General features: G+C 52.8%; 12 protein-coding genes and 1 riboswitch. Of the genes, 11 read left to right on the forward strand and 1 reads right to left on the reverse strand.

Translation table 11 applies throughout. The features are described 5' to 3' along the window. Window positions 1–152: 152 nt before the first annotated feature. Window positions 153–1088, reverse strand: coding sequence for a magnesium/cobalt transporter CorA (gene corA / locus EHV15_RS17255; RefSeq protein ID WP_128632281.1), 936 nt, complete (start codon window positions 1086–1088; stop codon window positions 153–155). Window positions 1089–1571: 483 nt separating this feature from the next. Continuing rightward, window positions 1572–1700, forward strand: a riboswitch (SAM riboswitch). A gap of 112 nt (window positions 1701–1812) precedes the next feature. Here corA and metA point away from each other — a divergent pair. The 11 genes from metA to EHV15_RS17305 all read left to right on the forward strand — a co-directional run bounded on the left by metA (window position 1813) and on the right by EHV15_RS17305 (window position 14017). Next, window positions 1813–2748: a homoserine O-acetyltransferase MetA gene (gene metA, locus EHV15_RS17260; RefSeq protein WP_128632282.1), complete on the forward strand. Its 936-nt coding sequence runs from the start codon at window positions 1813–1815 to the stop codon at window positions 2746–2748. Between the two features lie 16 nt (window positions 2749–2764). Beyond that, window positions 2765–3961, forward strand: a complete 1197-nt coding sequence (locus EHV15_RS17265; RefSeq protein ID WP_128632283.1) for an aminotransferase class I/II-fold pyridoxal phosphate-dependent enzyme — start codon at window positions 2765–2767, stop codon at window positions 3959–3961. Beyond that, window positions 3954–5144: a trans-sulfuration enzyme family protein gene (locus EHV15_RS17270; protein ID WP_128632284.1), complete on the forward strand. Its 1191-nt coding sequence runs from the start codon at window positions 3954–3956 to the stop codon at window positions 5142–5144. Before EHV15_RS17265 ends, EHV15_RS17270 begins: the two co-directional genes overlap by 8 nt. 451 nt (window positions 5145–5595) lie before the next feature. Next, a complete protein-coding gene (gene mqnC / locus EHV15_RS17275; protein ID WP_128632285.1) occupies window positions 5596–6732 on the forward strand; it encodes a cyclic dehypoxanthinyl futalosine synthase in 1137 nt (378 codons plus the stop codon). A 116-nt stretch (window positions 6733–6848) separates the two neighbouring features. Then, window positions 6849–7757 (forward strand): putative sporulation protein YtxC, encoded by a 909-nt coding sequence (locus EHV15_RS17280; RefSeq protein ID WP_128632286.1) that lies wholly within the window; start codon window positions 6849–6851, stop codon window positions 7755–7757. Between the two features lie 406 nt (window positions 7758–8163). Continuing rightward, window positions 8164–10101: a threonine--tRNA ligase gene (gene thrS / locus EHV15_RS17285; protein ID WP_128632287.1), complete on the forward strand. Its 1938-nt coding sequence runs from the start codon at window positions 8164–8166 to the stop codon at window positions 10099–10101. A 63-nt stretch (window positions 10102–10164) separates the two neighbouring features. Further along, on the forward strand, window positions 10165–10845 hold the full coding sequence (locus EHV15_RS37910; RefSeq protein WP_281281644.1) for a 3D domain-containing protein: 681 nt from the start codon (window positions 10165–10167) through the stop codon (window positions 10843–10845). 137 nt (window positions 10846–10982) lie between these two features. Next, window positions 10983–11153: a hypothetical protein gene (locus EHV15_RS36560; protein WP_178075876.1), complete on the forward strand. Its 171-nt coding sequence runs from the start codon at window positions 10983–10985 to the stop codon at window positions 11151–11153. A 176-nt stretch (window positions 11154–11329) separates the two neighbouring features. Further along, complete coding sequence (gene liaF, locus EHV15_RS17295; RefSeq protein WP_128632288.1) at window positions 11330–12313, forward strand: cell wall-active antibiotics response protein LiaF; 984 nt, start codon at window positions 11330–11332, stop codon at window positions 12311–12313. 4 nt (window positions 12314–12317) lie between these two features. Beyond that, window positions 12318–13361 (forward strand): sensor histidine kinase, encoded by a 1044-nt coding sequence (locus EHV15_RS17300; RefSeq protein WP_128632289.1) that lies wholly within the window; start codon window positions 12318–12320, stop codon window positions 13359–13361. Next, on the forward strand, window positions 13358–14017 hold the full coding sequence (locus tag EHV15_RS17305) for a response regulator (protein WP_128632290.1): 660 nt from the start codon (window positions 13358–13360) through the stop codon (window positions 14015–14017). Before EHV15_RS17300 ends, EHV15_RS17305 begins: the two co-directional genes overlap by 4 nt. The last annotated feature ends 192 nt before the right edge of the window (window positions 14018–14209 follow it).

The raw sequence follows: 14209 nt of genomic DNA on the forward strand, positions 1-14209 counted from the left end.
ACTACTCCATAAAAAGCGGTGAAGTCCCTGCCGCTTCATTATTGCTTTAAGTTGAACTAAATGCAGCGATCGTAAGAACATTTCACCCGTCTGCCCCCATCTGTGCAATCAATAGTTCAACGACGGCCCCTAAAGTTCTTCACCGCTCCCCCTCAAATCCAATCCCGCTTCCGGAAAATATAAAACATGCCCAAACCGAGCACGAGCATAATGCCCAAAACGATAAAATAGCCGTATTGTGAATGGATCTCCGGCATGTTGTCGAAGTTCATTCCGTAGATGCCGGTGATCAGCGTCAGCGGAATAAAAATCGTCGTAATCGCGGTAAAGACGCGCATGATTTCGTTGGCGCGGTTGGCGATGGCGGACTGGTAGGCCTCGCGCAAGTTGCCGACCAGCTCGCGGAACGTATCGAAATTTTCAGATATCTTCACGGCGTTTTCATAAATGTCGCTGAAATATTTTTGCAGTTGATCGTCGATCAGACGCAGATCTTTTTTATTTAAAATATTGATGACTTCTTTTTGCGGGCCAAGCACCTTTTTGAGCCACAAAATTTCACTTCGCAGCCCGATGATTTCGTTCAGGTGCGAACGTTTCGTATGCATGAGGATATCTTCCTCGAGTTTTTCGATCTTGACTTCGATCCGGTCGCCGACAACGAAATAATTGTCCACCACAAGGTCGATAAGCAGATACAGGAAACGGTCGGGTTCACTCACTTCTTGTTCCCATAAAATCGGCTTGACCGCCCGCAGTTCGTTGATTTTCTGCTTGGTCACGGTAATGATGTAATGGCGTCCCAAAAAGATGTTCAGCGCCCGCAGAAAAATTTCCTCGTCATCATAACGGATGCTGTTCACTACAATAAAATAATGGTTGTCGTACGTCTCGATTTTCGGACGTTGCTCCTCCTCGGTCAAGCAGTCCTCCACGGCCAAATCATGCAACGAAAACAGCGGCTGCAGCAGGGCAAGATCGTCCACGTCCGCATCGATCCAATAGAAACCTTCCTCCGGTGGGTTTGTCGTCAGTTCAACGTCTTCTACAGCGGTAAATACGCCTTCTTTAACATGACGGATTTTCATATGCCTTCACTCCCTTTCCCCTGGGCATAAATCCAGGGTTTGCTCTTGGTTGGAGCATAGGAAAAAGACCGCTGCATTCGGCCACACCGAAAGAGGCGTTTAACCAAACACCGGGAAACGGAAGTGCCCATACCGGTCCTTGAGCACCCAGCTGATCGGTTTCCTATGCAATTGAAATTTCTGGGTCGTCCTCTGCGGACTCGGGTCGCCTTCCATTCTCGGTTTCACCTCGCAACTTTCAGAATTGAAACATTCAGTGCGCTTCAAGACCAAACAGCCTCTAAGCACTTGTCTAGTATAACGCCGCGATCGGAAATGTTTCAACCCAAAAGTATATTATGCTGTGTGATGAAAGCCGTACATGAAAAAACGGTGTGATTTTTCTCCTAAGTTCTTGACGGAAGACATCATTTACATTAAAGTGATTTCAAGGAGCAATGCTTCACGAACGAAAGCTCCGAACAACCAATTAAATACAGCGAAATCTTATCAAGAGCAGGTGGAGGGACTAGCCCGATGAAACCCGGCAACCGGCGATCTCTGATCGCAGCGGTGCTAATTCTTGCAGAATCGCCCGGCAAGCGATGTTTGGCGGATTCTGAGAGATGAGAGAGGCGCATACTGGAACGTAATGACCTTTCTCCCAAGGAGATAGGTCTTTCTTGTTATCGCCGGCTTTCGAATCGATATGATTTCCGACTAACTTTTAAAGGAGTGAACCCCTATGCCGATTAAAGTACCGGATCATCTGCCGGCCAAAGAAGTGCTGACTCACGAAAATATTTTCGTGATGGACGAAAGCCGGGCCTATCATCAGGACATCCGCCCCTTAAGGATCGCGATCCTGAACCTGATGCCGACCAAGGAAACGACCGAAACGCAAATTTTGCGTTTGCTTGGCAATACGCCGCTGCAGGTTGAATTCGTCCTGCTCCACCCGAGCTCCCACACCTCCAAAAATACTTCGGCCGAGCATTTGGAGATGTTTTACAAAACGTTCGACGAAATCAAATACCGCCGGTTCGACGGCATGATCGTTACGGGCGCTCCGGTGGAGCAGCTGGAATTCGAAGATGTGAATTACTGGGAAGAGCTCAAGGAAATTTTCGAATGGAGCAAAACCCACGTCACTTCCACCATGCACATTTGTTGGGCTTCCCAAGCCGGTCTTTACTATCATTACGGAGTACGGAAAATCCCGCTGCCGAAAAAATGCTTTGGCGTGTTCTCCCATACGGTCAGCGATCCGCACGTTAAACTGCTGCGCGGCTTCGACGAAATGTTCCTGGTGCCGCATTCCCGTCATACGGATGTAGAACGCGCCGACATCGAACGGGTGCCCGAGCTGCAAGTTTTGGCCGAATCCGAAGAAGCCGGAATCTACCTCGTGGCTACCCGGGACGGCAAACAGATTTTTGTGACCGGACATTCGGAATACGATCCCGATTCGCTCAAATGGGAGTATGAACGAGACATAGCCAAAGGAATGGAAGTCGATCTGCCGGTCAACTATTTCCCGAAAAACGATCCTTCCCGTTCGCCGGTTTCGTCCTGGCGCGCCCATGCAAACTTATTATTTTCCAATTGGCTGAACTACTATGTGTATCAAGAAACGCCGTATGATATCGATCAAGCGGCGGAAATTATGTATGAGATCTGAAGTGGAGGGATAACAGGTGGGAGAGAACAAAAATCAGGAATGGCGTATCGAAAGCGTTTTGGCGCAAATCGGTTCCGTGGAGGAGCCGGTGACCGGGGCGGTGAATTACCCGATTTATCAGGCGACGGCTTTCCGGCATCCGCGGCTCGGTCAAAGCACAGGCTTTGATTATGCCCGGACAAAAAGTCCGACCCGCAAAGTGCTGGAAGACGCGGCGGCCGTTTTGGAAGCGGGAGATGCGGGGTTTGCCTGTAGCTCCGGCATGGCGGCGCTGCAAACGATATTCACCCTGTTCGCCCAGGGCGATCATCTGATCGTATCGCTTGACTTGTACGGCGGAACTTACCGTCTGCTGGAACGGATCATGTCCAAATACGGCGTAACGGCTTCCTATGTGGACACGAACGACCTGGACGCGCTGGAAAGCGTACGTAAGCCGAACACCAAAGCGGTCTTTATCGAAACGCCAACCAACCCGCTGATGATGGTGACCGACATCGAGGCTGTCGCCAAATGGGCGCGTAAGCACGGCCTGCTGACGATCGTGGACAACACGCTGCTTACGCCGTATTTTCAACGGCCGCTGGAGCTTGGAGCGGACATCGTGGTGCACAGCGCGACCAAATATTTGGGCGGGCATAACGATGTGCTGGCCGGGCTGATCGTCACCAAGGGCAAAGAGCTGTCCGAGGAAGTAGGATTTCTGCACAATTCCATCGGCGCGGTGCTGAGCCCGTCCGATTCCTATCAGCTGATGCGCGGCATGAAGACGCTGGCGTTGCGCATGGAGCGCCATGAAAGCAACGCGCTGGCGATCGCCAAATATCTGCAGAGCCATCCTCAGGTAGCTGAAGTGTTTTACCCGGGGCTGGAGGATCATCCGGGATACGAGATCCAGAACAAACAATCCAGCGGAAATACGGGGATTTTCTCCTTTAAAGTGACGGACGCCCGCTACGTAGAGCCGGTGCTTCGCAACCTGCGGCTGATCGCGTTTGCGGAAAGCCTCGGCGGCGTCGAATCGCTGATGACTTATCCCGCCGTGCAGACCCATGCCGACATTCCCGCCGAAATCCGCGAAGCGGTGGGCGTAGACGACCGTCTGCTGCGTTTCTCGGTAGGCATTGAACACGCGGACGATTTGATCGCCGATTTGGGACAGGCGTTGGAAGCGGCGCGGATCGAAGTCGAAGGAGGACAAAAACATGAGTAATCAGGAGCATAACAAGGAGGCGGCACAATCCGGAAATTTGGAGAAAAAATTCGACACGAAGCTGATCCATTTCGGCAGCGAGGTCGACAGCGCGACGGGCGCATCCAGCGTGCCAATTTATCAGGCTTCGACGTTTCACCATCATGATATTTTTAATCCTCCGCAGCATGACTACAGCCGGTCGGGCAACCCGACGCGGCAGGCGCTTGAGGATTATATCGCACTGCTGGAGGGCGGCGTGCGGGGCTTTGCCTTCTCCAGTGGGATGGCGGCGATTTCCACGACGTTTATGCTGTTGTCCGCCGGCGATCATATCATTGTGACGGAGGATGTTTATGGTGGTACATACCGGCTGCTGTCGAACATTTTGAGCCGGATGAACATCGAAACGACCTTCGTCGACATGACTCGGCCGGATGAGGTGAAAGCAGCCCTGAAGCCGAACACCAAAGCGGTATATATGGAAACGCCGTCGAATCCCACTCTGAAAATAACCGATATCGCCGAAATTTCCGCCTGGGCCCGCGAGCATGATTTGATCAGCATTGTCGACAACACGTTTATGACCCCGTATTACCAGCGGCCGATTGAGCTGGGAACCGACATTGTGCTGCACAGCGCGACCAAGTTCCTGGGCGGCCACAGCGACGTGCTGGCCGGTTTGGCGGTGGCCCGCACCGAGGAGCTGGGGCAGCAGCTCAAGTATCTGCAAAACGGCATGGGCACCGTGCTCGGCGCGTCGGATTCCTGGCTGCTGATGCGGGGGATGAAAACGCTCGGCGCGCGTATGGCCCACAGCGAAATCAGCGCCCGGAAGCTGGCCGATTGGCTGAGCCAACGCGGCGACATCGACGCTGTCTTCTATCCCGGCCTGCCGGATCACCCCGGCCGGGAGATCCAGGAGAAGCAGTCGGCCGGTTACGGCGCGGTTGTTTCGTTTGATGTCGGCTCCGGCGAGCGGGCAAAACGGCTGCTGAGCGAAGTGAAGCTGCCGATCGTCGCCGTTAGCCTCGGCGCCGTCGAGAGCATTCTATCGTATCCGGCGATGATGTCCCACGCCTCGATGCCGCAGGAAGTGCGCAGCGAGCGCGGGATTACCGACGGCCTGCTGCGGTATTCCGTCGGCCTCGAGGATATCGGCGACCTGATCGCCGACCTCGACCAGGCCCTTCAGCGCAGCTGATTCTTTACCGCCCCCGGTTATCTTGGCCGGGGGCGTTCTTTTTTGAGGGATGCAGGATGCACCAATCCATAAAAATCCCGGCCGGGAATCCCACGAAATGCAAAAGTGCAGGCGAATTTCGTCGGAATTTCCCGAAAAGGGCGATTCAACTGCAAAAGTGCAGGCGATTTCCGCCATATCGGATCAAATTGCTTCCAAGGTCGATTTTCAACTGCACTTTTACATCTCATTGGACAAATTTACCGATTTCAGTCTTTTTCAAATGCACTTTTGCAGTTGATTTACAGTTAATCCCATAAGGCCATCCTTCTTCCCCATCATTCCTCCCAATCAGGCACTCGCTCAACAACGGGTGCTGTTTTTCTGCCCATGATTGTGTTACGATTAATTCATAATGTTTAATTTTTCACGATTTTATTTATCTCATTTTTAGTTGCAGGGAGGCAGCGGCATGACTGCGATCGACGATATATTAAACAAGGCGCTTCAGGGCGGACGGTTGGATTTGGAGGACACGATCCGTCTGTTCGAATCCGATGAAGTGGAAAAAATGGGGCACACGGCCAACATTCTGATGGAACGGAAGCATCCCGAACCGGTGGCCACCTTTGTCATCGGGCGGAACGTCAATTACACGAATATTTGCGACGTGTACTGCCGCTTTTGCGCGTTTTACCGCCGTCCGGGCTCGGAGGAAGGATACGTCCTGCCGGATGAAGTGATTTTTCAAAAAATCCAGGAAACGATTGATGTCGGCGGTACGGAAATCCTGATGCAAGGCGGAACGAATCCGAATCTGCCGTTCAGCTATTATACGGACCTGCTGAAAGGGATCAAGCAGCGGTTCCCGAATATCACGATGCATTCCTTCTCCCCGGCGGAGATTATGAAAATGAAAGAAGTGTCGGACGGCCTGTCGCTCGAACAGGTGATCCGCGAAATTCATGCCGCGGGTCTCGATTCGCTGCCCGGCGGCGGTGCGGAGATTTTGGACGACCGGACCCGCCGCAAAATCAGCCGCCTGAAAGGCTCCTGGAGAGACTGGATGGACGTCATGCAGACGGCGCACAAAATCGGCATGAACACGACCGCGACGATGGTTATCGGGTTCGGCGAATCGATGGAGGAGCGGGCGCTTCACCTGCTGCGCGTGCGCGAGGCACAGGACGAGTGTATTCAAAACGGCTACCCGTCGGAAGGTTTTCTGGCGTTCATTCCGTGGACGTTCCAGCCGGACAACACGAATTTGAAAGCGGAAAGACAAACGCCGGAATCGTACCTGAAAACGGTGGCGATCAGCCGGATCGTACTCGACAATATCAAAAACCTGCAGTCCTCCTGGGTGACGATGGGTCCCGAAGTCGGGAAGCTGTCGCTGCAATACGGCTGCAACGATTTCGGCAGCACGATGATCGAAGAGAACGTCGTGTCGTCCGCAGGCGCAACGTACAAAGTCAACATCGGAACGACATTGCAAATCATCCGCGAGGCCGGAAAAACTCCTGCGCAGCGCAATACGAAATACGAAATTTTGCGGGTGTTTGACGAAGAAGCCAAGGTCGAACGGGATTTTATTATGCAGAATTAATCCGCTTAAACTGGCAGGCAGATGGCAAAACTGCCTTTCATTCCATGAACCTATTCCGTATATCCGTTTCCTTCCCGCCATATACTTGGAGAAGGAAGCGGAAGGGGGACAGGTTCATGGATTTTTTTACGATACGGGTCAAAGCCGATGAGGCCGAAGCGCAAAACCGGTTCGCCGGTTACTTGCATGATGCCGTAAGCAGTCTGCATTCTCCGGAGGCCGCGCTCACGCTGAGCGAGGTTTCGGGCGGAACGGTGGAGGCTGTAGTCAACCTGCCGGGGGTGGCGGGAGAAAACAAACCGGAACGACTGATCGACCTTTTATCGCTGGGATTAGCCAAATACATCGTACATGTGAAAGAGGATGAACTTCTCGGGCGGATTTTAAACCGGGAATATGAGTGGACTTCGCGCGAAGAAATGGAGATCGTGAAGGACATCTGCCGCGAACTATTGGAGCAGCCCAAAGACGGGATCAAGACTTGTTCTGCGGAAAGGCGAGTTCTGATGGTTTTTGATGCGCTGCGGGAATATTTGCACAGCGAAAAGCATCTGCACCTTGACGGATTTGCCGCCTTCCGGCTGAAGGAGTACGAGGGCAGTCTGCGGGAAGCCGCTGAATTGGCGGTGGACGAGTATTTGCTGGATAAGCAATACGAGGAATTTATAAGTTTGCTGCAGTATTTTGTTTATTTTCAGGAACCGTTGACGCCGCTGGTCCATTTGATGCATAAACAAGGGCATGAATTCGCTATTTTAAACGAGCAATTTTCGCCGATTCAACTTCCGTCCTCCGGCGGAGTTGTGGCTCGAATCGCCGATCAGGAAATGGAAATGGAGGACGTTATCGTCAGCACGCTGATTTCGCTTTCTCCGGACCGCATTCTGATTCATACGCAGGATCCCGGGGCCCAGGTGATTGAAACCTTGTCCAAAATTTTTGGCGAACGCGTGGAAATTTGCCTTCTCTGTCCGCAATGCAAGTTGTTTCACCGTGAGGTCCGCCGCCTGGATCAAGGCACATAAAAGAGGTTCCTTCCGCAAGAAATCAATCGATTCTTGACGAGCCGGCGGCGATAGCATTATAATTACTTTCAAGCTAAAAGCGTTGACAAAGACATGAACCAAAATGCCTGACGGTGCAGAGAGAGGGAACATGGGCTGGAATTCCCTCCGGTTTCGGTTTTGGTTTACCCCTTTGTAGCTGCGTTCCCGAACCCGAACATGGACTTAAGGTACTAAGGAATGCCGGTTCATTGCCGTTACACAATGCCGAATTAAGGGCTTATCGCCGCGGGCGGATCTGCGGAATAAGCCGAATGAGGGTGGAACCACGGGTATAACGCTCGTCCCTTTTCCGGGACGGGCGTTTTTTGATTTGTCCGTTTCCGGTAGACCTTGAAACTATTTTCGAAACAGGGAGGAAACGACGATGGCAGTATCCATTTCTTTGCCGGACGGGTCGGTCCGGGAGTACGCGGAAGGAAGCAGTTTGGAGGATGTGGCTGCTTCGATCAGCAGCGGGCTGCGCAAAAACGCGCTGGCCGGGAAATTAAACGGCGTAGCGGTTGATTTAAACGCCAAGCTGATTGATGGAGCCAAGGTGGAAATCATTACAGGGGACTCCAAAGATGGTTTGGAAATTATGCGCCACAGCACCGCGCATTTGATGGCGCAAGCGGTGAGACGGCTGTTCGGCAGCAAAGAGGTGAAGCTCGGGGTCGGTCCGGTGATCGAGGACGGCTTCTATTACGACATGGATTTGGAGCATCCGCTGAATCCGGAGGATTTGCAGAAAATCGAAAAAGAGATGGAGCGCATCATCGGCGAAAATCTGCCGATTTCCCGGCGCGAAGTTAGCCGCGAAGAAGCGTTGGCGATTTTTACCGAACTGGGCGATCCGTACAAGCTGGAGCTCATTCGCGATTTGCCGGAAGACAGCGTCATCTCGATTTATGATCAGGGTGAGTTTTTCGACCTGTGCCGGGGGCCGCACGTGACTTCGACGGGCAAAATCAAGGTGTTTAAGCTGCTGAGCGTCGCGGGGGCCTACTGGCGCGGCAACAGCGACAACAAAATGCTGCAGCGCATATACGGCACCGCGTTTATGAAAAAAGCGGAGCTCGACGAGCATCTGCATATGCTGGAGGAAGCGAAAAAGCGGGATCACCGCAAGCTGGGCAAAGAGCTGAACATCTTTACGTTCAACAACCTAGTCGGACAAGGCTTGCCGATCTGGCTGCCGAGGGGGGCAACGGTGCGCCGGACGCTGGAACGGTACATCGTCGATATCGAGGAACGGCTCGGTTATCAGCACGTATATACTCCGGTGCTCGGCAACGTCGATCTGTACAAAACTTCGGGGCACTGGGAGCATTACCAGGACGATATTTTCCCGAAAATGTCCATCGACACCGAGGAATTTATTCTTCGCCCGATGAACTGTCCGCACCACATGATGATCTATAAAAGCGATTTGCGGAGCTACCGGGATCTGCCGATCCGCATCGCCGAGCTTGGCATGCAGCACCGGTACGAGATGTCCGGCGCGCTTACCGGCCTGCATCGGGTCCGTTCGATGACGCTGAACGACGCGCATATTTTCTGCCGTTTTGACCAAATTAAAGATGAATTCAAGCGCGTGCTGGATTTGATCGCTCAAGTCTATAACGACTTCGGTATCAAGGAATACCGTTTCCGCTTGTCTTACCGCGATCCGCAAGATACGGAGAAATACTATCAAAACGACGAAATGTGGAATAAAGCGCAGCGCATCCTTCGCGAAGTCGTCGAGGAAGCCGGACTGCCGTTCTTCGAAGCCGAAGGCGAGGCGGCGTTCTACGGTCCGAAGCTGGACGTACAGGTCAAGACCGCGCTCGGCAAGGAAGAGACGCTGTCGACGGTGCAAATCGACTTCCTGCTGCCGGAACGTTTTGAGCTGGAATATGTCGGCGAAGACGGAGCCAAGCACCGTCCGGTCGTTCTGCACCGCGGCATCCTGGGAACGATGGAACGGTTTACCGCCTTCCTGCTCGAAAATTTTGCCGGCAATCTGCCGCTTTGGCTGGCTCCGGTGCAAGCGAAAGTCATTCCGGTATCCGGCAATTTCGACGCTTACGCCCGCCAAGTGGAAGACAAGCTGCGCGCCGCCGGCATTCGGGCGGAAAGCGACTTGCGCAACGAGAAGCTCGGGTACAAAATCCGCGAGGCCCAGCTCGAAAAGCTGCCGTACATGTTCATCGTCGGTGAAAACGAGCAAAGCGGCGGCACCGTATCGGTGCGTAAACGCGGCGAAGGCGACCTGGGCGCCAAAGCGCTTGGCGAAGTAATCGCCGAACTGCAAGACGAAATCCGCAACCATACAATTTAAAAGCTGACCACGTATAAATTGAGGCGCATGTGGAAAACCTTCGGATAAGGGGGAGGTTTTCTCATGCGCCAAATTAATATCTGGCAACATATCGGCAAGTGCTTGCTGCTAGGAGTGCTGCTGACCGTTACGCTCGCCGCGGATGTTCCGCCGCGCGGGATTGCCGGGCTCAATCAGGCGGTATATCAATACCGGAATGATGCGCCATGGCTGGAAGCTAGATTTTCCCGGACACCCGCTTATCTGCAAAACCGGGATTTTCACAACCGAAATACGTTACACATTCAAAAAACGGAAGCGAAGCCCGAACCGAAGAAAAAGACCGTCAAGACGGTCAAAGTTCTGGCTACCGGATATACCGCAGGTTACGAATCCACGGGCAAAAAGCCCAGCCATCCGCAGTACGGCATTACCTTTTCGGGAGTTAAGGTGCGCCGGGATAAGGATACGGTATCGACCATTGCGGCCGACCTGAAGGTGTTCCCGATCGGCACCATTTTGTATATTCCGGGCTACGGGTACGGTGTCGTCGCGGATAAAGGCTCCGCCATCAAAGGGAAAAAAATCGATTTGTATTTCGATACAACGAAGCAGGTATATAAAGAATGGGGCAAAAAGGAAGTCGAAGTGCAGATCGTCCGGGAAGGCACCGGCAAACTGACGGAAGCGATGCTGAAAGAGCTCGGCAAAGCGATGGAAGTGAGCAAGGAAATCCCGGAAGATTTGTGGGACAAGGCCATTTAATGGTGAATTAACAATTTGCACCAGGCCGCATATTTTACCTCTCCGGTCACATAATAACCGATGTGGTCATCCTTCACGAGACCGCATCGCACCTGGCGGTGACAGACCGCCGTGTTATGTTAAGGGAGGTGAAATCCATGCCAAATCAAAGCCAAAATCAAAAACGTGCGGCTTCTCCTGGTTACAAAACACCAAACGAGAAGTTTAACGAAGAATTTGCTGAGGAAAGCACTGCAACTGTTGCCCAAAAGGCTAAAGCTTCCCGTAATGCAACTACGCCTGTAAGCGGTACTCAAAAACAACAATAGTTAAGCAACTAAGCGAAGAGCGCCCTGAATTGGGTGCTCTTTTTTAATTGTAAATATTTAGCTATCGCCTCGGTCCCGAGACCGAGGAAAGCTTACTTCTCCCGCCGCTGTCCTCCTTCCGCAGCTTGTTGTACACTGGCATTAACAGAGTTTGTTTGATAATGGAGGGAAACAAGATGAGACACAATTTATTTGGCAGGCTGATCGGCGGTTTGCTGCTCATCGGTATTGGGGCATTGTTTTTGCTCAACCAAATGGGAATAACCGATGTAAGCATCGGCTATCTGTTCTCAACGTTTTGGCCGGTGTTTCTGATTTTTGCCGGATTGACGAGTCTGGCATCGGGCAACCGGCACGGCGGCGGACTGGCCGGCAGCCTGATTTTGCTGCTGATCGGCGGTTATTTTCTTGGCAGTAATTTGGGATATATATCGCTCGATCCGGGAGACTTCTTTAAGTATTTCCTCCCGCTTGCCCTGATTATCGGCGGGATTTGCCTCATTTTCAAACCGCGGCATTCGCATCACCGCCGCCACGAGGAATTTCCGCGGCATCCGCACCGCCGACACCGTGAGGAATTTCCGCCGCCTCCACCGCCGGCGCCGATGGATCCGCCATCGCCTCCGGCGTTTCATCCGGAAATGGAATCGCCGCTGGATTCGATTTTTGGTTCGCTGGAGAAGAAAGAGGCCGAGAAGGAAGCAAAGCCAAAGCAGGAGCATCCGAAACAGGAACGGCCGAAGTATGACCATTACTATGATATGGCCGGCGATAAGGGAGAAGTGATCAATAAATCGGGATTTATCGGCGACGTGCATTTGGGTCAGGATTATTTTCAGCTGAGGCCAACGAATATCTCGCATTTTATCGGGGATACGATCATTGATTTGACGAAGGCGCAAATTCCGTACGGGGAAACGAAAATCAATGTTTCGTCTTTTATCGGCGACGTTAAGGTATTTATTCCGGAGGATATGGATATCGGCATCATGGCCTCTTCCAGCGCCTTTATCGGCGATCTGAAGGTGCTGAAGCAGAAACAGGGCGGATTTATGACCAGCGTTTCCGCTGAATCTCCATATTACCGGGAAGCGAGCAAAAAAATCAAGCTGGTCGTCAGCGTGTTTATCGGCGACGTTAAAGTGAATATGGTGGGTTAGGCGGATGATCGTACAGCGTATCTTAAAAAATACGAAATGGGAGCTGCTGTGTTATTTTCTGCTTACAGGAGGATTGACGGCAGCAGCTCTGTATGTTGGCTCCAAAACCGGAGTGATTCATGTCAGCGACCCCAATGTGTGGATTTACGATATCGCCGGAATTTTGGTGTTTACGCTGATCATCGGATATCTCGCCGGGCGGCGGATTCAGAGCAAAATCGATCTGCTTCATTTAAACATGCTGCAGGTGGCCAAAGGCAATTTATCGGTTCGGATGCCCGAAACCGTGGACCAGACGTTTGCGGGCGTTTATCAAGAATTCAATGATATGCTCGATTCCATGGAAACAAAAATGCAGCTGCTGCAGCAGCTTGGGGAACAAGAAGTCATCGAAAAGGAGCAGGCGGCTGAAAAAGCGGTATTGGAAGAAAGAAGGCGCATGGCCCGCGATTTGCACGACACGGTGAGCCAGCAGTTGTTCGCGATCCACATGGCCGCCTCTTCGCTGCCTAAAGTGCTGGAAAGCAATGCGGCCGCGGCTAATACGGTGCTGGAACAGCTGATCCAAATGTCGAATACGGCGCAAAAGCAGATGCGGGCGCTGATCGCCCAGCTTCGGCCGATGGAGCTGGTCGGCAAATCGCTGGCGGAGGCGCTGGATCAGTGGTTTCCGGATTATTGCAGGCAAAACGGCCTGAAGGGAATCAAGGACATGGATCTGACGGGAGAGCTGTCGGAAGCGAAAGAGCATCAGCTGTTCCTGATCATTCAGGAGGCCATGGCCAACATTGTCAAGCACGCCGGGGCCCATTTGGTCAGCCTGTCACTTCGTGAAGGGCCGCGCCAGGTAGTGCTCAGCATCAGCGACGACGGGCAGGGCTTCAGCGGCACCTCCCAGAAGCAAGGCTCTTACGGGCTGACGACGATGAAGGAGCGGGCTGAAAAGCTTGGCGGTCATGTTGAGGTGATCAGCAAGCCGGGAGCGGGCACGACCATTCGGGTACATATCCCGAAATTTGAGGACAGTAGAGGGGGAAGCCGCGAATGAGCAGCAAAATCAGGGTCATGATCGTCGATGATCATGATATGGTGCGGATGGGGCTGAAAACATATTTGATGCTGGACCCGGGCTTTGAGGTGGTTGCCGAAGCCGGGGACGGTGAAGCGGCCGTCGAACTGCTGGAGCAAGGTATTCCCGGCGGCTTGCCGGATATCATCCTGATGGATTTAATGATGCCGGTCATGAACGGAGCGGAGGCGACCAAAGCGGTGCTTAGCCGTTATCCGGAAATCAAAATCGTCATCCTGACCAGCTTTTTGGAGGATGATCTCGTCGTCCAGGCGGTCGAAGCCGGGGCGGTTAGCTATGTTTTAAAAACGGTTTCGGCCGAGGAACTCATCTATGCGCTGCAAGGAGCTTACCGCGGAATGCCAGTCATGACCGGAGACGTGGCCCAGGCGCTGACGCGCGGGCTGCGCCAGCGTACCGTGCAGGGAGACGATTCCGGACTCACCGAGCGGGAGAAGGAAGTCCTGCTGCTCATTGCCGAAGGCAAAACCAACAAAGATATCGCCGAAGAGCTGCATATCAGCATCAAAACCGTCAAAACGCATGTCAGCAACCTGCTGATGAAATGCGAGCTGGACGACCGCACCCAATTGGCTATCTATGCTCATCGGCAAGGCTGGGTTGCCCGGTCTTAAGGCATCGTCGGCGAAGCGCCGGATGGGCCTTTAAACAGCGGCATTTTATGTACTTAATTATCCGTGGCGGGGCGTGTTCATCCCCATTAGCGGTATTTTTTGCACTTATTATCCTATGAATGGTCCAGACCGCTCGCATTTCCTTGCGACGGGGGAAAGTAGCGACATAAATGTCTTCTATTTCTCTCAGAT

This window comes from Paenibacillus oralis (assembly GCF_003863965.1).
GTDB classification, from domain to species: Bacteria; Bacillota; Bacilli; order Paenibacillales; family Paenibacillaceae; genus Fontibacillus; species Fontibacillus oralis.